The sequence below is a fragment of the Pseudoduganella sp. GW821-FHT11H04 genome, from assembly GCF_058807935.1.
Window position 1 is genome coordinate 1 of sequence record NZ_JBXARE010000012.1, and the last position, 21411, is coordinate 21411.

General features: G+C 62.1%; 14 protein-coding genes. 6 read left to right on the top strand and 8 right to left on the bottom strand.

All coding sequences use genetic code 11. From position 1 onward, the window contains the following. The 3 genes from AC1RTP_RS21970 to AC1RTP_RS21980 all read left to right on the top strand — a co-directional run. On the top strand, positions 1–3363 hold a 3363-nt coding region (locus AC1RTP_RS21970), incomplete at its 5' end, for a beta strand repeat-containing protein (RefSeq protein WP_498610456.1). Then, positions 3363–5075, top strand: coding sequence for a type I secretion system permease/ATPase (locus AC1RTP_RS21975; protein WP_498610457.1), 1713 nt, complete (start codon positions 3363–3365; stop codon positions 5073–5075). The genes AC1RTP_RS21970 and AC1RTP_RS21975, both read left to right, overlap by 1 nt. Further along, positions 5075–6412 (top strand): HlyD family type I secretion periplasmic adaptor subunit, encoded by a 1338-nt coding sequence (locus AC1RTP_RS21980; protein ID WP_498610459.1) that lies wholly within the window; start codon positions 5075–5077, stop codon positions 6410–6412. The genes AC1RTP_RS21975 and AC1RTP_RS21980 overlap by 1 nt, the downstream gene beginning before the upstream one ends. An 8-nt stretch (positions 6413–6420) precedes the next feature. On the opposite strand, the gene AC1RTP_RS21985 is transcribed toward AC1RTP_RS21980, so the two are convergent. Genes AC1RTP_RS21985 through AC1RTP_RS21995 form a run of 3 tightly spaced genes read right to left on the bottom strand, consistent with a single transcriptional unit; the run spans position 6421 to position 10309 of the window. Continuing rightward, positions 6421–8910, bottom strand: coding sequence for a DNA translocase FtsK (locus tag AC1RTP_RS21985; protein WP_498610461.1), 2490 nt, complete (start codon positions 8908–8910; stop codon positions 6421–6423). Between the two features lie 55 nt (positions 8911–8965). Continuing rightward, positions 8966–9334: a cupin domain-containing protein gene (locus AC1RTP_RS21990; RefSeq protein WP_498610463.1), complete on the bottom strand. Its 369-nt coding sequence runs from the start codon at positions 9332–9334 to the stop codon at positions 8966–8968. Between the two features lie 3 nt (positions 9335–9337). Further along, on the bottom strand, positions 9338–10309 hold the full coding sequence (locus tag AC1RTP_RS21995; RefSeq protein ID WP_498610465.1) for a ribonuclease Z: 972 nt from the start codon (positions 10307–10309) through the stop codon (positions 9338–9340). A gap of 163 nt (positions 10310–10472) precedes the next feature. On the opposite strand from AC1RTP_RS21995, the gene AC1RTP_RS22000 reads away from it, so the two are divergent. From AC1RTP_RS22000 to lnt, 3 genes are read left to right on the top strand one after another with little or no spacing between them, the layout of a single operon-like run. Then, the gene (locus tag AC1RTP_RS22000; protein ID WP_498610467.1) at positions 10473–11552 is read left to right on the top strand and encodes an SGNH/GDSL hydrolase family protein; all 1080 of its coding nucleotides are present in this window, start codon (positions 10473–10475) and stop codon (positions 11550–11552) included. Next, positions 11549–12172 (top strand): hypothetical protein, encoded by a 624-nt coding sequence (locus AC1RTP_RS22005; protein WP_498610469.1) that lies wholly within the window; start codon positions 11549–11551, stop codon positions 12170–12172. The genes AC1RTP_RS22000 and AC1RTP_RS22005 overlap by 4 nt, the downstream gene beginning before the upstream one ends. Next, entirely contained in the window at positions 12169–14613 is a 2445-nt protein-coding gene (gene lnt / locus AC1RTP_RS22010) for an apolipoprotein N-acyltransferase (protein WP_498610471.1), read from the top strand. Before AC1RTP_RS22005 ends, lnt begins: the two co-directional genes overlap by 4 nt. 10 nt (positions 14614–14623) lie before the next feature. On the opposite strand, the gene AC1RTP_RS22015 is transcribed toward lnt, so the two are convergent. From AC1RTP_RS22015 to AC1RTP_RS22035, 5 genes are read right to left on the bottom strand one after another with little or no spacing between them, the layout of a single operon-like run. Continuing rightward, positions 14624–14902 carry an acylphosphatase gene (locus AC1RTP_RS22015; RefSeq protein ID WP_498610472.1) on the bottom strand — a complete coding sequence of 93 codons (279 nt, stop codon included), beginning with the start codon at positions 14900–14902 and terminating at the stop codon, positions 14624–14626. After that, the gene (locus AC1RTP_RS22020; protein ID WP_498610474.1) at positions 14902–15807 is read right to left on the bottom strand and encodes a GGDEF domain-containing protein; all 906 of its coding nucleotides are present in this window, start codon (positions 15805–15807) and stop codon (positions 14902–14904) included. Before AC1RTP_RS22020 ends, AC1RTP_RS22015 begins: the two co-directional genes overlap by 1 nt. Then, the gene (locus AC1RTP_RS22025; protein WP_498610476.1) at positions 15804–19253 is read right to left on the bottom strand and encodes a response regulator; all 3450 of its coding nucleotides are present in this window, start codon (positions 19251–19253) and stop codon (positions 15804–15806) included. The genes AC1RTP_RS22020 and AC1RTP_RS22025 overlap by 4 nt, the downstream gene beginning before the upstream one ends. Further along, positions 19247–20611 carry an oxygenase MpaB family protein gene (locus tag AC1RTP_RS22030; RefSeq protein ID WP_498610478.1) on the bottom strand — a complete coding sequence of 455 codons (1365 nt, stop codon included), beginning with the start codon at positions 20609–20611 and terminating at the stop codon, positions 19247–19249. Before AC1RTP_RS22030 ends, AC1RTP_RS22025 begins: the two co-directional genes overlap by 7 nt. Continuing rightward, on the bottom strand, positions 20608–21408 hold the full coding sequence (locus tag AC1RTP_RS22035) for a carotenoid biosynthesis protein (RefSeq protein WP_498610479.1): 801 nt from the start codon (positions 21406–21408) through the stop codon (positions 20608–20610). The genes AC1RTP_RS22030 and AC1RTP_RS22035 overlap by 4 nt, the downstream gene beginning before the upstream one ends. Positions 21409–21411: the final 3 nt, after the last annotated feature.

The window sequence follows — 21411 nt, forward strand, 5'->3', positions numbered from 1 at the left end:
ACTGCTACTCAAAACGTGGTGATCACGATCACGGGTACTAATGACGATGTCCTCATCACCAGTGGCCCGCAAAGCGGTTCCGTGGTTGAAGACACCGTCTCACAGGCTAGCGGTGCGGTCTCCTTCTCGGATGTCGACCTGAAAGACGACCACTCGGCGTCGTTTGTGGCGGTGGACGGCGCCTTGGGAACGTTCGCCTTGACGCCAGTCTCCGAAGCCGCCGGAGCGGCCAACGGCCAGGTCAGCTGGACTTATACGTTGAATGACTCGGATGCCAATTACCTGGCTGTCGGAGAAAGCACCACCGAGACCTATGCAGTGACTGTGGCCGATGGCCATGGTTCGACCGCGACGCAAAACGTGGTGATCACCATCACCGGTACTAATGACAGCGTCATGATCACCAGCGGAGCACAAAGCGGATCAGTTGTCGAAGACACGCTCCCGCAGGCTAGCGGTGCAGTGGCTTTCTCTGATGTTGACCTGAAGGACGATCACACTGCATCGTTCGCTCCTGTCGCCGGTGCACTGGGTACATTCTCGTTGCTCCCGGTGTCGGAAGCCGCCGGCGCCGCGAACGGGCAGGTTGGTTGGACCTATTCGCTGAACAGCGCTAATGCCAACTATCTGGCTGTCGGCGAAAGTACCACAGAGACCTATGCAGTAACCGTGGCTGACGACCATGGTTCCACCGCTACGCAAAACGTGGTGATCACGATCACCGGGACTAACGATAACGTCCTCATTACCAGCGGAGCACAAAGCGGATCAGTTATCGAAGATATGGTCCCACAGACCAGCGGTGCAGTCGCTTTCTCTGATGTTGACCTGAAGGACGATCACACAGCGTCGTTTGCGTCCATCGCCGGCGCGCTTGGCACATTCTCGTTGCTGCCGGTGTCGGAAGCCGCCGGCGCCGCGAACGGGCAGGTCGGGTGGACTTATACGCTGAGCAATTCGAGCGCAAACTACCTGGCGGCCGGCGAAAGCACTACTGAAACTTACGCGGTAACCGTGAACGACGGCCACGGATCGACCTCCTCGCAGAACGTGGCGATCACCATTACCGGCACCAATGATAACGTCCTGATCACGAGCGGGGCGCAGGCTGGCTCCGTTGTCGAGAATAGTGTCGCCCTGGCTAACGGTACGATCACCTTCTCTGACGTCGACCTGAAGGACGATCACACTGCATCGTTCGTTCCTGTCGCCGGTGCACTGGGTACGTTCTCGCTGCTGCCGGTGTCGGAGGCAGCCGGCGCCGCGAACGGCCAGGTTGGCTGGACTTATACGCTGAACGACGCTAACGCAAATTACCTGGCAGCGGGGCAGACCACAACCGAAACTTATGCCGTAACTGTGAACGATGGCCATGGCTCGACCAACACGCAGAACGTATTGATCACCATTACAGGAACGAACGATGCGCCAGTCTTGAACGCAGCGGCCACGCCGGTCCTGGCAAGCGTAGCGGAGGATGCTGGGGCCCCGGTTGGCGCGGTGGGTACGCTGGTTTCGAGCCTGGTGGATTTGAATCCGCCGGCATCTGGCCTGAATAATGTGACAGATGCGGATAATGGTTCAGCAACAGGCATCGCCCTGACCGGTACTAATAGCGCCAACGGGACTTGGTGGTACACCAGCAATGACGGGGCTCTCTGGAAGCAGGTCGGGACGGTGACAAATGGCGCAGCGCTTCTTCTGACTGCGGACGATCACACCCGTCTCTATTTCCAGGGCGCCGCGGACTATAACGGTGTCGTTAGCAATGCCGTCACTTTCCGCGCCTGGGATGGAACGAGCGGCACAGCGGGCGCCCTGGCGAATACTGCGGTTAATGGGGGCACTTCCGCTTTCTCGACCGCGTCGGACACGGCCGACATTACGGTGACGGCGGTGAATGACAATCCAGTCGCCGCACCAGACCGGATTATTGTCTCCAACCTTACGGACGTCTCATTCCAGGCCAGCGCGCTGCTTGCCAATGACATTGACATCGATGGTTCGGCGTTGCAGTTCTTCAGCGTGGGTGCTAGCCCGGTTGGTATCACTGGCCTCTCATATAACGCTACGACCGGGGTCTTAAGCTTTACCAGCGGCGCGGCTGTCGGCGCCACCGCGGGCAGCTTCCAATACACGGTGTGGGATAGTGTGACCGGCTTCTCGACAGCGACGGTGACGATCGATATCAGGGATGTCTCTACCGGCAATACTGCGGACACGATTGACCTGACGAGTGCGGGCACGTATCAGCTTTCCTATCTGGATGGCCGGAACGGCAATGACAACTTCACAGGAGCGGCAGCCGGCGATGCGTTCTACGGCGGCATCGGTGGTAATGACACTCTCAGAGGCTCCGCCGGTAACGATTTACTTGTGGGTGGCGATGGCAACGATTCTCTGTTCGGCGGTGCTGGCAACGACATTCTGCGAGGTGGCACCGGTAATAACGACACCATGGACGGCGGCGCCGGCACCGAAGATATGCTCGATTTCTCGGATGGCACGGCGGGACTCGCCAACTTCATTCTGCTGCAGGGTACAGCCTCCGGTGGTGGGGGGATTGACATCGCCACTAATAATAGCGGGGGGCTGGGAAACAACGACGTTTACCTCAATATGGAAGGTGTGATTGGTACAGCCTTCAGCGACACGATCAACGGCAGCAGCGGCAACGACATTCTGCGTGGCGGTGGCGGCGCTGATTTCCTTGATGGTAAAGGCGGAAATGACCTTCTCGATTTCTCTGATGGTACGGCCGGAATCGTGTTCACGCTGATGTACAACAGCGTCGGGACGCAATTCAATGCAACAACGGCAGGTCTTGGTACCGACACCTATTCTGGCTTCGAGGGCGTAATTGGCACTAACTATGCTGACACCTTGAACGGATCGACTTCGGCAGATGAACTGCGCGGCGGCGGGGGCAACGATACGATCAACGGCGATACCGGCGCCGACCGCATTGTAGGCGGCGGTGGCGCAGACATCATGTCAGGCGGCTCAGGCAATGACACGTTTGTCTTCGATACAGCGCCCAATGCGGTGGATTCGATCACCGACTTCAATGCCTCGGGCCTGGCGGGGTCTGGAGACACGATTGAATTGTCGGCATCTGTCTTCGCTGCGATCACCACAGCCAGCGGCAGCACGCTTTCGAGCGGCGAGTTCGCATCATTGAATGCGATCGGCGCATCGGGGACGGTTGGGGCTGGGGTGCGAGTGATCTATGACAGCGCTACGGGTAACCTTTATTACGACTCAGATGGTTTGAGCGCTGCCAACCGCACTTTAATGGCGCACCTGACCCTGACAAATCCGTCGGACACCTTCGACCAGAACGATATCAAGGTAGGCGTGTGATGAAACCACTATATCGACTCCTCAAACGGCCGCTGTTCTTTGTGGCGGGCTTCTCCTTCTTCGTGAACTTGCTGATGCTGGCTCCGGCCCTGTTCATGTTGCAGGTTTTCGACCGGGTGCTGACCAGTCAGAGCAAGGACACTTTGCTTGTCCTTTTGCTTGGAATGGGCATCGTGTTCGGATTGATGCTGATGTTGGATTACCTGCGCAGCCGTTTGCAGGGCGTCGTGGGCAGCCTGATCGCTGAACAGCTTTCGCCCAGCGTTGCGAAGATCATGCTGGAAAAGACTGCGCGCCGGACTGACCGCGTGCCGGCTGAAGGCCTGCGTGATGTCGCTGCATTGCGTAACCTGTTTTCGGCGCAAGGCTTGCTGGCTTTGTTCGATTCACCGTGGGCGGTAGTCTACATCGCTGTCATCTGGATGGCGCATCCGATGCTCGGCATGGCGGCAGTTGCGGCAACGGTGCTGATGCTGGTCCTTGCTGTGGCGAATGACCGGTTCACGCGGCGGGACATCGAGTCTTTGCAATGCGATGCAGCCAAAGCCACGCGCTATCTTGAAGCATCCATGCGTAACGCCGAAGTGGCACATTCCCTTGGTATGGAAAATGCGCTCGTCGGGCGCTGGCAAGCGTTGAATGCCAAGGTCACTGAGCTGCAAAGTCCGACCGCGCGCAAGTCCGTGGCAATGGCGGCCTTCACCCGTACTACGCGCCAATCGGTCCAGGTTCTGATGCAGGCGCTTGGCGCTTATCTTGTGATCAGCGGCGAGGGAACGGCTGGCATCCTGGTCGCGACGACCATGCTGCTCGGGAAGGCATTGTCACCCGTCGAACAAGTGATTGGCAGCTGGCGCGTGTTGGCGGAGGCGCGTTCAGCCTTCGGTCGGCTATCGCAACTGATGGAGAGCGCAGATGCGCAGCCGGAGCGTATGAAGCTGCCGGCGCCGAGCGGCCAGCTGCATGTCCAGGGCCTGGTGTATAGGGCGCGGCAAAGCGAGCGGATGATACTGGCCGGGGTGTCCCTTAACCTGGAAGCAGGGGAGTCGCTTGCAATTATCGGCGCCAGCGGGGCGGGCAAATCGACATTGGCACGCCTGCTCACCGGCGTCTGGAAGCCGAACACCGGCACTGTGCGCTTGGACCAGGTCGATATGGCGCAATGGCCGCGCGAAGATCTTGGTCCATGGCTTGGTTATCTGCCTCAGGACGTTGAGCTATTTCCTGGTACTGTCGCCGATAACATTGCACGCCTTGGGGAGGTCGATTCGGAGAAGGTGGTACGGGCGGCGCAGCGCGCGGGAGTGCATGCCCTCATCCTGTCGTTGCCGGACGGGTATGACACCCGTATCGATGATATGGGCGTCATGCTTTCGCCAGGCCAGCGTCAACGCATTGCGCTGGCTCGGGCCTTGTATGGCGATCCGAAGCTGGTGGTACTCGATGAACCCAATTCCAACCTTGACGGCGCCGGAGAACTGGCGCTGGCGGAAGCGCTGAAAGGCCTGCACGGGGAGGTGACCGTAGTTGTCATCACGCACCGCACCACGCTGATTCAGCATATGGACAAGATGCTGGTGCTCGAAGCGGGAAAGGCCCAACATTTTGGCACGGTGGCGGAAGTGATGTTGGCGATGCAGCAACCTGCTGGAAACAGGGGCAGCGCTCAGGTCGTGGCCATGCCGCGCACGGCAGCTGAAGGGAGGGCGTAATGAATACCGCGATGAATGCGCTGGCAGCGAATGATCCTGTCCTGCCTCATGTTAAAGAAGCCCGCCGCCTGACGCATTGGGGCATGGCCGTGCTGCTGGGAGGATTGCTGCCGGTGACAGCCTGGATTTCGTTTGCACCGCTATCGTCTGCGGTAGTGGCGCAGGCGTATGTGAAGGTCGACATGAACCGGCGCCCGGTGCAGCACGCTGAAGGCGGAATTGTGCGTGAAGTGCTGGTGCGCGACGGGCAGCATGTTCGGCAGGGCGAGCCTTTGCTGGTACTGGGCGATGTCTCCGTTGCGGCCGACAAGAGCCGGCTCGATTACAGGGTGGGGGCGGAACGTGCGAGCCTGGCGCGGCTTGATGCCGAACAGTCGATGGCCAGTGCTGTTATCTTCCCGCCTGAAGTGCTCAAGGCGGCGGCGAGCGATACGCGCCTGGCCGAGCAAGTGAGTAAGGAACGCTCTTTGTTCGATGCGCGACGCGACGCACTGGTTGGCCAGGTGCGCTTGCTTCGTTCCCAGCGCGACAAGGTGGCGGAGGAGATCGTCGCACTGCGCGCGCAGATCGACCAGGCCCGCGAGTCGATCAAGTTCCAGAAGCAGGACCTGGATAACAACCGGAAATTGCAGAAGGATGGTTTTGTAGCCGCTACCCGTGTCGCGCAGCTCGAGGGCATTGTTGCCGATTACGGAGTCAAGATCGAGGAGCGCCGCTCGGAGCTGGCGCGCGCCCAACAGCGGGCCGTGGATACGGATTTGCGCATCCGGTCGCTGGAAGGCGAGTATCGCCAGCAGGCGAGCGACCAGCTGAAAGTATCGGCTGCGCGACTGTCGGAAATCGAGCAGGAGCAGCGCAAGTCGGTCGATGCGTCTGCACGCCAGGTGATTACTGCGCCAACCAGCGGTGAGATCATCGACTTGAAGTATTCGGCGTCCGGCTCGGTAATTCCACCGCGCGAGACGATCATGGATATCGTTCCGGATGAAACCCGGCTCGTGACCGAGGCGCGCATCCGCACCGAAGATATCAGCCGGATCCGGCGCGGCCAGGCAGCGGAGATCCGTTTTACGGCGTTCAAATACCGCACGACACGCCTGGTGCAAGGGAAGGTGGTCTATATCTCCGGCGACCGCCTGCTGGACCGTGCCAGCAATGTGCCTTATTTCTCCGTGCTGGTGGAAGCCGATCCTGCATCGCTGGAAAAGGCCGGCGACATGAAGCTACTGGCCGGTATGCCAGCCGAGATTTACATCGAAGGCGAGGAGCGGACGCCGCTCCAGTATCTGCTGGAGCCGGTCACGCAAGTGCTTCGCAAGGCGGGGCGGGAGCGCTGAAGTAGCGTCTAATCGGCGGATACGGGTACCAGGATCTCGCGGCTGCCATTGGTGGACATCGATGACAGGATACCGGCGGCTTCCATCTCCTCCACCAGACGTGCGGAGCGGTTGTAGCCGATCCGCAGTTGCCGCTGGATGGACGAAATCGATGCACGGCGACTGCGGATGACATAAGCCACGGCCTCGTCGTACAGCGGGTCGGTTTCGCCGGACTTGACGTCGCCCAGCAGGTCCGGCTGCGGTTCTTCGCTTGGAATGCCGGCCAGGATCGCTTCCTCGTATTCTGGCTCGCCGAACTGCTTCAGGTAATCGACTACGCGGTGGACTTCTTCATCGGATACAAAGGCGCCATGCACGCGCTGCGGATAGCCGCTGCCCGGCGGCAGGAACAGCATATCGCCGTGGCCGAGCAGGGATTCCGCGCCCATCTGGTCAAGCACCGTACGCGAATCGATTTTGGACGAAACCTGGAACGCCACACGGGTCGGGATATTGGCCTTGATCAGGCCAGTGATCACGTCTACGGAAGGACGTTGCGTTGCGAGGATCAGGTGGATGCCGGCGGCACGGGCTTTCTGTGCCAGGCGTGCGATCAGCTCCTCAATCTTCTTACCGGCGACCATCATCAGGTCAGCCAGTTCGTCGATGATCACGACGATTGTTGGCAGCGTTGACAGCGGTTCAGGCGCGTCCGGGGTGAGCGAGAATGGATTCGTGATGTATTTCTCAGCTGCCTTTCCATCGCGGATCTTCTGGTTGAAACCAGCCAGGTTACGCACGCCGAGCGCGGACATCAGGCGGTAGCGTTTCTCCATCTCGGCCACGCACCAGGTGAGGGCGTTGGCGGCAAGCTTCATATCGGTGACGACAGGCGCCAGCAGGTGCGGGATGCCGTCATAGACGGACAATTCCAGCATCTTCGGATCGATCATGATCAGGCGGACGTCATCCGGCGTCGCCTTGTACAGCAAGGACACGATCATTGCGTTGATGGCGACAGATTTGCCGGAACCCGTCGTGCCGGCTACAAGCATGTGCGGCGCACGGGCCAGGTCAGTGACTACCGGCGCGCCGGTGATGTCCTTGCCCATCGCCAGGGTGAGCTGGGAGCGCGACGCGCGGTAGGCGTCTGATGCCAGGATCTCCGACAGTTGGATCATGTGGCGACGCACATTCGGCAATTCGAGGCCCATGCAGGTCTTGCCGGGGATCGTTTCAACGACGCGCACCGAAGTGACGGCCAGCGCGCGCGACAAGTCTTTCATCAGCGCGACGATCTGCGCACCACGGACGCCGATAGCCGGTTCGATCTCGAAGCGGGTGATCACTGGGCCTGCGGACGCACCAAGTACGCTGACGGGGACTTTGAATTCCTTCAGGCGCTGCTCGATCAGGCGGCCGGTTTCGGCCAATTCCTCGGATGAGACTTCAAACTTCGCTTCGGAGTAGGCATCCAGCAAATCGAGGCCCGGAATCTCGACGTTGCACTCTGGTTCGACATGGATTGGTACGGGCGTCGCTGTGACTGGCGCGGCTTGGGGCGCGGGCGGCGGTGGTGGCGCAGGTAGTACCGGCTCGGGATCGACCACAGGGGTGATTTCCTGCCATTCCACATATGTCGGCTCTTCGGCCTTCACCACAGGCGCGGGCTGCCAGGCGGTCGGCTCTGCCACCTTGGCCTCTACAGTCCATGGGGTGGCAATTTCTGCTTGCGGCGAGGGCTCCAGAATCGCAGCCGGAAACGCCGCCGGGATCGTGAGCGCGCTTGGAGCCGGGATTGGGGGCTGCACCGGCGCCGGGACCGGTGCGGGCGGCCGTGTTACTGTCGCCGCAGGGACAGGTCGCAGTGCACCTGGCAGCTTGATGATACGGGTTGGTTCTCGGACGATTTTGCGGGCGTCTGCTTCTTCCGCAGCGCGGGCGCGTGCCAGCATTGCCGGTGTCGGACGCAGGCTCTCCACATCGGCCCATTCATCGCTCGATCGCGCCTGTGGTGCTTTCGGCGCCGGAATTGATTCGGCGGCTTGTTTGCGCGATGGGCGACGATTCGCAAAACGATCGCCGGTGCCGCCCGAGCTGGCAGGTACGCGGATCTGCGGTGCTGGCTTGGCTGGGGCTGGACGTTCTTTTTCTGCGGCTCGCGGAGCGCGCCTGATGGCGCGATATGCCCAAGTCACGAAATGAAGTGCGCGATGGCCAAACAACCATGGGGCGGTCAGGAGCACGACGGCGAGAGACAGGAAGAAGCCCAGGAATTTGCCGGTCGACGCGGCAAGTAGCGCAGCGAGAGACGCCCCGACGATGGACGATTCAGGTCCACGGACGAGCGCCATCAATGCGCTGCCCGCACATACCGTGAAAATGGTGCCCAACACCAGTCGGATAAAACCCTGGCCGAACAGGGTACTCTTCTTCAAAACGAAGACTTTGACCAGGCGCCAGGATAGGGGAAGCGCCCAAAGCACAGACAAGCCAAACAGCGACATCACTGCCATTCAAAATTACTCCACCAAATGCAGTGGCGGAGTTTAACATGCGGGCGCGGTTTCCTTAGCCTACTGCGCGGCGCTCGACGATGACGTAGTGCTTGCGTACCGGTTCGATAACTTCGAAGACGCCTTTGAAGCCGGCCGGGATCACCAATGCATCGCCAGGGCCGGCTTCCGCGGCGTTGCCTTGCTCGTCAATGACGCGGCAGCGGCCTTCCAGCACGCAGAAGTATTCGTCCTTATCCGGTGCGAAGGCGATGCGCCAGCTGCCCTTTTCACAGGCCCAGATGCCGGCATGTACCTCGCCGCTGCCATTGGTGAAATGGTTCCAGGTGGTGCGTAGGGGATTCCCATCGAGCCGGCGGTCTTCGCGTGGGTGATCGTACTCGGGGACAGGGTTCTGCTTGCGGAATTCGGTAACGGCTGTCATAAATTATTTGACGCGCGGCGCCGCTGGTAGTTTGGCCAGGACGCCGTCGTTCAGTTCATAGGTATCAAAGTCGCGTGCGAGGAACAGCGTGTTGCTGTAGTGCTGGCGGGCTTCGGCGTTGATCTCAGCCATGCCTTCCGGGTTGTCGTAGCGCGGGCTGAAATGGGTCAAAACCAGGTTGGGTACCGACGTGGCGGCCGCAAACTGGGCGATGCGTTCGACGGAGCTGTGCTGCGGGCCAGGGCCGACTTTCTGCAGTACGGCCTCGGTGTAGGTAGCTTCATGCACAAGGATATCGGCTCCCGAGCAGGCTTTAGACAACAACGCCGGATGGTCGTTGTCGCCGCCTATCACGGCAATGGCGCGTTCGGTGTGCTGCGAGCGGAACTCAGCAGCAGAGAGAAGGCTGCCGTCGTCAAGTTGCACGTCTTTGCCATGCTGCAGCTGGCCCCAAGCCGGGCCGGGCGGCACGCCGCGTGCCCGCAAGGCATTGCTGTCAACCTTCCATGTAGTCTTTTCGAAGCTAAACTTAAAGCCGAAGCTCGGCACCCGGTGCGAGAGGGGGAACCGTTCGATTTGCAGGCCATTCTGCCGGTGTACCACGTCCTTATCCGCGACGTCGATGTGAATGATGTCGAAGGTGAGGAAAAGCTCTGTATGCAGCATGGTCGCGTCCAGCCAGGATTTAACGCCGGCGGGGGCGATCAGGATCAGCGGCTTCTTGCGGCCCGTCATGGAGGCGCTGGCAAGAAGCCCGGGCAGTCCGTAACTATGGTCGCCGTGGATATGGGTAATGCAAATTCCGGCCAGGTCGTGCACGGTGAGAGGTATGCGTTGCAGCTGGTGCTGGGTCGCTTCGCCGCAATCAACCAGCCACCAGTCGCGATTGAATGTTGAGTGCAAGGCCAGCGCGGTTACGTTGCGCCGTATGGTTGGCACCCCTGATGAGGTGCCAAGAAAGGTCAGTTTCAGCATGCCATTATTATGCCGCATCGTGGCGGGCGCGCGACAAGAAAAAGGCCTGCGAGGCCATTTTCTTGTCCTTGCGAGCCATGCCATTGAGGCTTTTGGCGGCAGCGTTAGTATGGATCGTTGGCTGGTCTATTCGAATAACTACTTCAATGATCGGAGACACTCTATGCAAACTCGCATCCGTAGTACGCTGTTGGCCGCGGTAGTCCTCTTCACCCTTGGCGCACAAGCTTCTGCCAATACTCTAACTCAAAACGTTTCCTGGACCATCGACCGGGCCAATACCACCACCAAGTACCGTGTCGTGGCGTATGGCGATTCGATCTATGCGGGCTATAACGGCTCCATTACCAGCGCCGCCAAGTACTCTGCGCCGACGGTGGATGCGGAGTACCTGTCGGCTTCGTGGAATGCGGACATCGAAAGCGTGCGCCGCGCCAAGTCTGGCGCCGTGGCTTCGGACGTCTACAACAATAAGATTGTCGCCGAGCGATCCTACATGCAAGCCAGCAACACCCGCGTGGTTACCTTCGAGATGTGCGGCAATGACGGCCTGCAGGCGCGTTCCAGCTTCAAAGGCCAGTCCGGAACTTGCGACGATTCGGTGCTGACTGCCGCCGAAAACAGCTGCAAGACCTACGTGGCGGCGGCGATGGATTACATCAACGCCAATGCCTACCCGGGCGTGAAGGTCAAGGTTATCTCGAACCTGCACTATCCAGGCTATGCGGCCGACAATGTGCAGAGCTCCTGCAAGGATCCAAGCACCGGCGCCACTGTTAACATGCAGCAGAAATTCCTGCCAATCCTGGCGCGAATGAACTTCATGATGTGCGATACGGCGCGCCAGAAGGGCTTCCAGTGCGCGGACAACTTTGCGCAGTACATGGGCGCAGACTATGACGGCAATGGCGACGGCCAGGTCGACTCTGACGCGCTACGTTATTTGGCCGGCGAGAGCCAGGCCAGCTATGTCACCCGGATTACGACGACCCTGCGCTCGACCATCCGGGACGCAAATACGCACTTTGTGTCGGCCGGCAGCAGCTACGACTACATCCAGTCGGACGACACGCACCCGACTTACACCGGCAGCACAGTGACCGCCGGCCTGTTCGGCGGTACTACCGGGACTGGTGCTCCGCGCTACACCTCCTTCGCAGCAGGCAAGAACCCGATCTGGAACCAGTTCGGACATGAGCGAATGGGTTGGGCGGTTTCTGTCTTTAACTCGCCGACGCCGTGAGCTCCTGGCGCCCAAACCAGGCTTACCTGGTGGCGGCGCTGCTGCTGGCCGTTGGCGCGGCCAGCCTGGCTTTCTTTCTTTGGTATTTCGGGCGCCCCGATGCGGGCGTCCAGCCAAGCCAGCCGGCGCCTGCAAGCCTCGCCGTCGTCCGGCCGCCGCCCGTCGGCGCGCCTGCACCGGTCCTTGCTGCTGCAGGTGCGCAAGATGCATCCCGGCCGGCGCCGGAGGGCGACGCCGATCCAACGCGCGACCTGCGCAGCTATGTCATGCGGGGCGAGAAGCCGACCATGAATGAGGTGATCAAACGCCTGCATGAGCAAGGCGTCCATACTGGGCTTGGTGCGTTCAATCCTCCTGGCACCAATCCGCCCATGGTGGGCCTCGCGGTACCGAAAGACTTTGTGCTTCCGCCGGGCTTTGTGCGCCATCACCAGGTAACGGATGATGGGCAGACTATTGAGCCTATCCTGATGTTTGCGCCGGATTTCCGGCTGTACGATGCCTCGAACCGGCCGCTTGAAATGCCGAAGGACCGCGTGGTGCCGCCCGAGCTGGCGCCAGCGGGCTTGCCGCTGCGGCGCATTGTCATTCCTCCACCTATCGATACTTCCGAACGATGAAGATACTTGCCTGCATTCTCGCCAGTGCGGCGATGACTGCCCTTTATGCGCGCGGAGGCGTGGGGTGGGTGATGGGTTTCGTGCTGCTGGTCCCCTGGCTGCTGGCGCTCAATGGGCGGCGGACGCTGGCTGGGGCCTTGCTGTGTGCCTGGGGGATGTCGGTGGCCTTCACCGCCGCCGGCTTTGCTTGGTTTGGCCAAGCCTTTGGGCGCTATACGCAGATTGGCGAGTTGGCGGGAACGGCCTTGCTGCTGCTCGCCGCGCCCCTGTTCCAACCCCAGTTCTTTGCTTACGCCGCTGTGCGGCGCCTGGCGGCGAAATGGCATGGCCGCTGGCTGCAGGCACTGGCCGCGGCGGCCGCATGGGTGGCATGCGAATGGCTGGTGCCGCGCTTGCTTGGCGATACGCTGGGATATGGGCTGTATCCGGCGCGTTTTCTGCGTCAGGCGGCGGACCTGGGCGGGACTGCGGGCCTGACCCTTTCGCTATTGCTCGCTAACGAAGCGGTGGCTGCTGCAATTGCGCAGCGCGGCCAAGGCTGGCGCGCGGTGGCGAAGCCTCTGACGCTGGCGGCTTTGGCGCCGGCGCTCCTCGCGGGCTATGGCGCCTTCGTCCTTTCGGGCGTACAGGCGCCGGCCGGCAAGCCACTGCGTATGGGGCTGATCCAGGCCAATTTGGCGGATTATGAGAAGCGGCGGCAGGAGGTGGGGGCTTATGCAGTGGTCCGTGAAGTGCTGGACAGGCACTTTGCCATGGGATATGACGCTGTCGCGCGCCAGGGGGCGCAGGCCCTGGTTTGGTCTGAGACCGCCTACCCAACCACCTTTGGCCAGCCAAAGAGCGAAGCGGGTGGGGAGTTCGATCGCGAGATTCTCGATTACGTAAAGGCCGCCAACGTGCCGCTGGTGTTCGGTACGTATGACCGTGACAGCAACGGCGAATACAATGCTGCGGCGTTTGTGCAGCCGCGAGCGGGTCTGGTAGGCGCCTATCGAAAGGCCCACCTGTTCCCGTTCACTGAATACTTGCCGGCCTGGGTGGATGGTCCATTGGCGCGCCGCCTGATGCCCTGGGCCGGCGCCTGGCTGCCGGGTAACGGTGCGCGCGTCCTGCCGTTGCAGCTGGCCGATGGGCGCGAAATCCCGGTACTGCCCTTGATTTGCCGCGATGACGTCGATCCCGCGCTCGCGATTGCCGGCGCGCGCCTGGGAGGGCAGGTTATTGTGACCATGTCGAACGATTCCTGGTTCAGCGAGGATGGTCCTGGAGCGCGATTGCACCAGGCAGCGGCGGCATTCCGCAGCGTGGAGACGCGCTTGCCTCAGTTCCGCGTCACGACCAACGGCTATAGCGCGGCGATAGACGCGAATGGCGACGTACTGGCTGGGACGTGTGTTGGCGAACCTGCGCTGGTCATTGCAGACCTCCCTGTCCGAACGCCGGCGCCGACTTTGATGGTCTTATGGGGTGACTGGGTGGGCATCGCTTGCTGTGGGCTGCTGGCAGTGCTGGCTGCGTGGGCGGCTGGCCTGTCGTGGCGGCCTCGCGGAGGGCGCGTTGCGGACAGCCAGCCGGCGGCGCCGGTATTTCCGATGCGGGCTGCCGTACTGTCGCCGGGCGCACGTGTCGTTTCGGGTGTACTCCGTGCCGTGGCGCGCGCGGGTTTGCTGGGGATGTGCCTCGCCTTGTTGCTGAATGAGCCGCTGCGCGGTAATACCCTGGCCCAGTTGCGCATCTTTGCTCTCGTATTCATGCTGCCGGAGACAATCGCGTGGTGCGTGCTAATGGGTTTCGCTGCGCAGGTATCGATCGAGTCGGGCAAGCTGGTGCTCGTCCGAGGCTCGCAGCGCCTGGAGCTCGATCTGAAGCAGGTCGCGGCGCTGGATGCCTGGCGCTTGCCTTTGCCAGGGCCGGGAGTGGCCTTGCGACTGGTTTCAGGGCAGCGATGGGCGTATGCCTTGGCCTTGGTCGACCCGTTGCGCTTTGCTGCCGCCGTGGCCGGGGCCGGCGGTCCGGCACTGCAGGCGCGGACCCCGCTGGCGGCTTCGCCGGCGTTCGGACTGGGACTTGGGCTGGCAGGGATGCCTGGCGGGTGGCTCGATCATCCGCTTGCGAAATTCGTACTGCTGCCCTTGGCCCTCGCCATTCCGGCCTTCCACCTGCACCAGCACATCGCCTATGGCAGCGCGTTTGGTGAATATTACAGTTTCGGCCTGATGGCCTATCTGTCCGCCTTCGGCCTGTGGTGGGCCGCCTGGACGGTTGGGGTAACGCTGGGCGCTGCCTTGCTGCGGACTTTGATTGAATCGGGCGCGCTGCTGGCGGCGGCAGTGCGCCCCGACGGCGCGCCTAGCATCAGGCAAGGGCTCGAACGGATGGGGCATATCGTTCTTTACCTGGTCCTGCCGGCCTGGCTCCTGCTCAGGATTATTGGAACGTGAGCAGGCAGGGTTAGATGGTCGGGCGGATGTCGAAACTGGCGTCAGGCGGCGCCGGTTCCGCGTCGTCCGTGACGTGAACGTTACTGACACGCGCGGCGCTTGGGCCCCTCTGCGACCAGTCGATGATGGATTGCAGCGCGTCGGCCGAGCCATGCACGCTGGCTTCCACGGCGCCGTTGCTGCGATTGCGCACCCAGCCCGCAAGGCCAAGCGCGGCGGCGCGTTCGGCGAAGGCGTAGCGATAACCGACGCCTTGCACCAAGCCTTCGATCATCAATCGTTTCGCCATCACATCCTCCAGTTGACGCGATTGCGGCCGGCCTCCTTGGCGCGGTACAGGGCGGTATCGGCGGCCTCGAACAGGTCCGCTGCGCTTTCGTTTTGGCCGAGGGGCAGGGTTGCGCCGCCGATGCTCACGGTCAGCACCGGGCTGGCGATGGATTGTTCGTGGGGGATCAAAAGCTGTGAGACCGCCTCGCGGATGCCTTCCGCCACATACATGGCCTGCGCCGCATCAGTTTCCGGCATCAGGATCACCAGTTCTTCACCACCGTAACGGGCAGCGAAATCGCAGGGGCGGCGCATGGCGCCTTGCGCAACACGGGCCACGGCGCGCAGGGCGCGGTCGCCGGCAGGGTGCCCGTAGTGATCGTTGTATTGCTTGAAGCAGTCGATGTCCATCAGCGCCACCGACATGGTGTGGGCATGGCGCGTAGCGCGCTGCCATTCGCTGGCGTAGGTTTCATCGAAACGGCGGCGGTTGGCCAGTTCGGTCAATCCATCCATATGCGCCAGGTGTTCCAGCAGGCGGCGCTGGCGCACGACCTGCAGGTGGGTGGCGACGCGCGCCATGACGACCGTGCTGTTGAAAGGCTTGGTAATGTAATCGGCCGCGCCCAGCTTGAGGCCTTTCGCCTCGTCTTCCGGACGGCCCATGCCGGTGATAAATATAACTTCGATGCGCGCGGTGGCAGGATCGGAGCGCAGGCGGCGCAGGACTTCATAGCCGTCCATATCGGGCAGCATCACGTCCAGCATGATCAGGTCGGGCAGGTGGCGCTGGGCGCGCTCGATGGCTTGTTCGCCAGTCTTCGCCAGCAGCACCACGTGGTCCGGCTTGAGCAGGCTGGCAAGGACCTGGCGGTTGATGCCGTCATCATCCGCGATCAGGACCTTTTGCGTTTCCTGGCTCATGCACTCATTTCCATATTGACGTCCAATGCCCGCGCCAGTTCGGCCAGCGGTTTCAAGGCATCATGATATTCGATTTCATCGACGGCACGCTGGATTCGGGCCAGCAGTGCGGCATGGGAAGATGCGGCCAGCAGGGCGCTCAGCTCTGTCAAAAGGTCTTCCGCACGGGCGTCGTCGGCGCGCAGGTAGGTATCCAGTTCGCGCAGGAGGCGGCCGAAGTCCGCCGCCTGGCTCTCGCTGCTGGCAGGCGGCTGCACGGCGTTGCCAAAGCCGGCCAGGATGATTTCCAGCGATTGCGCCATGGCGGCCGCTTCGCGTGTGCAGCGCTCGGGTTTGCCATCGCGTACGCCCGCTTCCACGATGTCGGACAACTGCGCAAGGCTGGCGGCGCCCAGGTAGGTGGCGCTGGACTTGAGGTTGTGCGCCAGGCGCTCGACGGGGGCCCAGTCGCCGCCGGCAAGTGCAGCCGCCAGCAATCCCGGGCCATCGCCGTATTCGGTACAGAAGCTGCGCATGCGTTTGGCGAGGATGGCCGGATTGCGGTCGGAGCGCGCCAGTGCGTATTGCCAGTCGACGCCTGCCAGCGGTGGATAGGCCACCGCTGCAGCCGTAGCTGCCGCCGAATCCGCCGCGGCTGGAGCGCCGGGCAAGGCGCGGCCGACCAGGCGCGCCGGATCGATCCACTTCAGCATCGCGCGGAACAGCAGGTCCGGCTCGATCGGCTTGGTGATGTGGGCGTTCATGCCTGCTGCCAGGCTCTTGGCCTGGTCTTCCGGCATGGCGTGGGCGGTCATTGCGAGGATCGGCAGTTTGTCAAAGCCCGGCATGGCGCGGATCTGACGGGTGGCGGCCAGGCCGTCGACCACTTGCATCTGCACATCCATCAATACCAGGTCATAGTCGGTTTGCTGCACCATCTGGACAGCTTCACCGCCGTGCACTGCGACGTCAACCTGTACGCGAGCGGTTTCGAGGAAGTCGATGGCGACTTCGCGGTTGTTGGCATTGTCTTCGACCAGCAGGATGCGGGCGCCATGGAGCTTGGCCAGCTCCTCCGGTGGCAGGCCGCGCTGCTCGTGCCGAACGGCGGCGGGATGGGCCAATTCGGGACGCAGTACCTGCAGCAGGCTGTGATACAGGAGCGCAGGGCCGACCGGCTTGGTCAGGAAGCCTTGCAGCGGCAGTTCGCCTTCCTGCTGCAAAACGGTTTCGCGGGTGCAGGCGCTGACCATCAGGATTGAGGGCGGCGCGGCAAAGCGTGGATCGGCGTGGATGCGGTGAATGGTTTCTACGCCATCCCAGCCCGGCATCATGTAGTCCATCAGCACCACCTGGTAAGGCGTGCCGGCTTCCACGGCGCGCACCAGCATGTTCAGCGACTGTTCGCCGGAACTAGCGCTATCGGCAGCGACACCGCAGGAGCCGAGCATCTCTACCAGTGCTTCGCGTGCGCTCGCGCTGTCGTCGACGACGAGCACGCGCGCTTGCTGCAGGGCGGCGGTCGGCGATGCGGTGTTTTCGGCCGCCGCGTCTCCCAGGCCCAGCTTGACCGTGAAACTGAAGCGGCTGCCGACGCCCGGCGTGCTGGTGACCTTGATGCTGCCGCCCATCAGTTCCACCAGTTGGCGCGAGATGCTCAGGCCAAGGCCGGTGCCGCCGTATTTGCGGGTGATCGAGCTGTCGGCCTGGCTGAAGGACTGGAACAGGCGCGCCAGTTGTTCCTCATCCATGCCGATGCCGGTATCGCTGACGCTGAACTTCAGCACTACGCTGTCCGCTGCACGTTCCAGCGCCTTGACCGCCACGACGATTTCGCCGCGTTCGGTAAACTTGACGGCGTTATTGGTCAAGTTGATCAGCACCTGTCCCAGTCGCAGCGGATCGCCGAGCAGCTTGGGCGGGACGCCGCGTTCGACGCGGAACACCAGTTCCACCTTGCGGGCATCGGTCTTGACGGCCGTGAGCGTGGAAAGGTGGTCCAGCATTTCATCCAGGCTGAATGGCACCTTTTCAAGCGACAGCTTGCCCGCCTCGATTTTCGAGAAGTCCAGGATGTCGTTGATGATGCCCAGCAGATGTTCGCCGGCGCCCAGGATTTTGGCCAGGTAGTTGCGCTGTTTCGGATTCGGATCGGCCATCAGGGCCAGGCGGCTCATGCCGATAATGGCGTTCATCGGCGTGCGGATTTCGTGGCTCATATTGGCCAGGAAGTCGGATTTGAGGCGCGTCGCCGCCTCCGCACGCAGCATGGCGTTCTGCATTGCCTTGGTACGCAGGCCGAGGATGCGCATGAAGACCAGCATATCGAAGGCATTGCCAAACTGGAGCGCATGCATGGTCCAGAAGTTGGCCGCCATTTTGCCGCTGATAACCTGGCTCAGGATCACGGAGGACAGGAAGCTGACCGCCCAGCCAATCAGGAAGTAGATGCCGACCGAGTCGCCGCGGCGTGCGCGCATGAAGGCTCCCGGCAGGCCAAGCAGCATGGGCAGCAGGCCGAGCGTGCTGACCACGATCACCAGTACGTCGACGTTGATGATATCGAGGCAGTAGGCGACGGCGAACAGGGTGGCCAGGGCCGCGCCACTTTTCATCAGCAGCGAAAATATGCGATCGACGCCTGGACGGGCCAGGGCCTGCTCCACAAACAAGTAGCCGCCGCACGATGCCATCAGGGCAAACAGGCCGCCCGCGTGCAGGGTCATCCAGACGTTGTCGCGCCAAAGGTATTGACTGCCCAGTCCAAAGAACTCCACGGAGAACAAGGTGGTGCCGGCGATCAGCAAGGAGTATTTTCCGAACAGCGGTTCGCGCAGGTTGACCCATTGTGCAAGGCTGTAAAGCAGCAGGCACAGGCTCAAGCCGATCAGGATCCCCTGCAGCATTTGTTCGGCCAGGGCGGAGGCGTGGTAGACCGAAGCCTTGGAGAAGTGGATCGGCAAGATCATCGAGCCGATATTCTCGACCCGCAGCAATACGGTATGTTCGCTGCCCGGAGTCAGGCGCAGCACCGCAGCCGGCGTGCGCCCGCCGCCCGCAGGTGCAACGACAGGCTGCAGGTTGCCGGTCACGGTGTGGCTATGCAGTATGCCGTCCGTGGCTGCGAAAACGTCGACGCGGTTGATCTGCGAGTAGTCGATATTGAGCGTCCATTCGCCACTGCCTTCGGGCGGGACGACGACAGGAATTCGTACCCAGACCACGGTGCCTTTGTTGACGCCCAGCGTGGCGTAGGCCGATTGCGGCTTCTGGAACCGGCCGGCGGAGGCCAGCGCTTGCGCTGCGGTGAGGGCGCCGCCATGGTCTTTCAGGACGGTAACGGCGGGCCATGCATCGTGGGTGCCCGAGTGCTCGTCGAGGACCACGGCCGCAGTCGGCCCGGCCTGCGCCAGTGCAAGGCTGGCGGCGAGGGCCAGGAACAATGCGGTCAGGAAGCGCTTCAGCATGGCTGCTGGCCTCCGGCCGCTTTTGCGGCGCGGCGGCCTGCAAGGCGTGCTTCGAGAGCATTCATCCAGCCTGGGGCCTTGGGGTCGTTGCCCCAGCCGCGTACGGCGCTATCGACCTGGTTCAGCACTGCTGGCGGGAGTTTCAGTGGGCGGGTTTGGTCCATCAGGAATTTGACAGTGAACTGGTAGCCGAAGATACGGGCGATCATGCGGCAAATGGAAAATCCGGGCAATACCACGCGCACCAGCGCATCGATGCCGCGCGCCAAGCCCATGCCGGCGGCGAACAGGAGGCGCGAGAGCAGGTTCACCCGTTGGTCCAGGGCGAGGTCGATACGGGCGGCGTCGCCGCACAGGTAACGGGTAAGCAGCACCGGGAATGGTTTCAGTATGCGCAGCGGAATCTCATCCTGCATCGCCTTCATCAACGCTGCGCCGAGGGCCGGGCGCGGGTCGGGAAGGTAGGACGAAAGCCGGGCGCGCGCCTGGATCGCGTCGAAGCTGGATTGCGCTTGCGCCATCGTGTCCGGCATCAGCTTGTCTTCGATGCCCAGCACATGGCCAACGACATTCCAGGTGTGCAGGTAAGCTTCTTCGTCCTGCTGCGGCAGGCCAAGGCCAAGCTGGCGCAGGCCACGCAGGAAGATGTAATGGAACGTGAGCAGGGTATATGCCAGCTCTTCCTGGTTGCAGGGCAGGCCGTTGGCGGTGAGGTCCCAGCCATTGTTGTACAAGGTGTCGTAGACGTTGCGGCAGGGCGCATCAAGCGGCGCGACTGCGACGCTGCCGTCAGCGACCGAATCGGAAGGATTGCCGCGCAAGATCAGGTGACGGATGGTGGCGTGAATCAGGCGCACCTTGAGGATTTGCGCAACGCCGCTGCCATCCGGGCCATACAGGCCGCCGTGCATCATCACCGGGAAGATCATGGCCGCCGTGGAGCGCACCCGATAATCGCAGTGCGCCTCCAGTTGGCCGGCTACATGCAGCACGCCGGCCAGGTCCGGCACGACATAGCACTCAGGCAGGCTGGCGCAGAACAGCAGGCTGCAAGACAGCATGCTCATGTCGTAGAACAGTTGTTCTGCACGGGCGATTTTTCCGGTGTCGGCCCAATCAGGCAGCCGTGAGCCTGCCGCCAGGTAGGATTCGAGCGCGAAGGCGATATGCTGGGGTGTGCCTTCCGGAGCACGCCAGGCGCTCACGATGGCGTTTGACTGCCACTGCCCGAGCAGGCGGTTGACGATGGCAATGGCTTCCCATTGGCCGCCTTCGTGGCCGGCAAAGATGGCTGCAATGGCATCGTCGGCCAGTGGATCGGCGCGCAGCGTCGGCGCCGAAGCCGCAACGGCGCTCATGCCGCCGCCTTCCAGCGGGTCCAGCCGCAAAGGGCGGTCAGGAGCGGGATGCCCATGGCGAACAGCGCGATGGCGCGGGTTTCAATCGGGCTGCCGTGCAGCGACTGGAAAATCATGCTGCCGCCGTAAATGAACATCGGCACCAGTGCATGGAGCGGCGAGACGCCGGTGGCCGCAACCGGCGGCCTGCGGCGCAAGGTCAAGCGGAAGCTGTAGATGATGGCAAACGCCACGACCATCCATCCGACAAAGCCCTGCAAGGTTTCGCCAAACCACCCGCCGTCGGTCTTGGTCATGATCCAGGCTTTCAGCGTGAACACCATATAGGGATCGGCGCCGAGGTCGTAGGCCGTGACGATCATTGCGGCAATGAAGGACATCACCAGCGATTGTTTTGCGGACGGCGCGCCGTCGGATGGCGACTGCCAGACAATCAGGTTGGCGATCACGTAAGCGACATAGCAAAGCGCGAACCACATCAGCGGAATGATGAAGGGCACGGAGCCGATGCGCGGCCCAAGCACCTCAGTGTAGGTGTAGGAGCCGAAGAACCATCCTTTGGTTGCACCCAGTTCTTCCGCAATCCAGCCTAGCACCACGCCGATCATAACGAAGCGCGCTGCGGCGGAGGGACCCAGCAGATGGCTTGCGCTGGCCCAGCAACAGGCGAACATCAGGATCGAGCTGACCACGAGCAGTGTTGTCGTCTCGCCCCAGCTACGCGCGGCAAGGGCGGCAAGGAAGGCCACCAGCAGGATGAGGGTAATGCGTGGCAGTTGGTTCAGCAGCGACTTCATGCG

What these genes read in the sequence shown, in the direction of transcription:
- AC1RTP_RS21975 (WP_498610457.1), top strand. Translation starts at nt 3,363, where the DNA reads ATGAAACCACTATATCGACTCCTCAAACGGCCGCTGTTCTTTGTGGCG.
- AC1RTP_RS21980 (WP_498610459.1), top strand. Translation starts at nt 5,075, where the DNA reads ATGAATACCGCGATGAATGCGCTGGCAGCGAATGATCCTGTCCTGCCT.
- AC1RTP_RS21985 (WP_498610461.1), bottom strand. Translation starts at nt 8,910, where the DNA reads ATGGCAGTGATGTCGCTGTTTGGCTTGTCTGTGCTTTGGGCGCTTCCC.
- AC1RTP_RS21990 (WP_498610463.1), bottom strand. Translation starts at nt 9,334, where the DNA reads ATGACAGCCGTTACCGAATTCCGCAAGCAGAACCCTGTCCCCGAGTAC.
- AC1RTP_RS21995 (WP_498610465.1), bottom strand. Translation starts at nt 10,309, where the DNA reads ATGCTGAAACTGACCTTTCTTGGCACCTCATCAGGGGTGCCAACCATA.
- AC1RTP_RS22000 (WP_498610467.1), top strand. Translation starts at nt 10,473, where the DNA reads ATGCAAACTCGCATCCGTAGTACGCTGTTGGCCGCGGTAGTCCTCTTC.
- lnt (WP_498610471.1), top strand. Translation starts at nt 12,169, where the DNA reads ATGAAGATACTTGCCTGCATTCTCGCCAGTGCGGCGATGACTGCCCTT.
- AC1RTP_RS22015 (WP_498610472.1), bottom strand. Translation starts at nt 14,902, where the DNA reads ATGGCGAAACGATTGATGATCGAAGGCTTGGTGCAAGGCGTCGGTTAT.
- AC1RTP_RS22020 (WP_498610474.1), bottom strand. Translation starts at nt 15,807, where the DNA reads ATGAGCCAGGAAACGCAAAAGGTCCTGATCGCGGATGATGACGGCATC.
- AC1RTP_RS22025 (WP_498610476.1), bottom strand. Translation starts at nt 19,253, where the DNA reads ATGCTGAAGCGCTTCCTGACCGCATTGTTCCTGGCCCTCGCCGCCAGC.
- AC1RTP_RS22030 (WP_498610478.1), bottom strand. Translation starts at nt 20,611, where the DNA reads ATGAGCGCCGTTGCGGCTTCGGCGCCGACGCTGCGCGCCGATCCACTG.
- AC1RTP_RS22035 (WP_498610479.1), bottom strand. Translation starts at nt 21,408, where the DNA reads ATGAAGTCGCTGCTGAACCAACTGCCACGCATTACCCTCATCCTGCTG.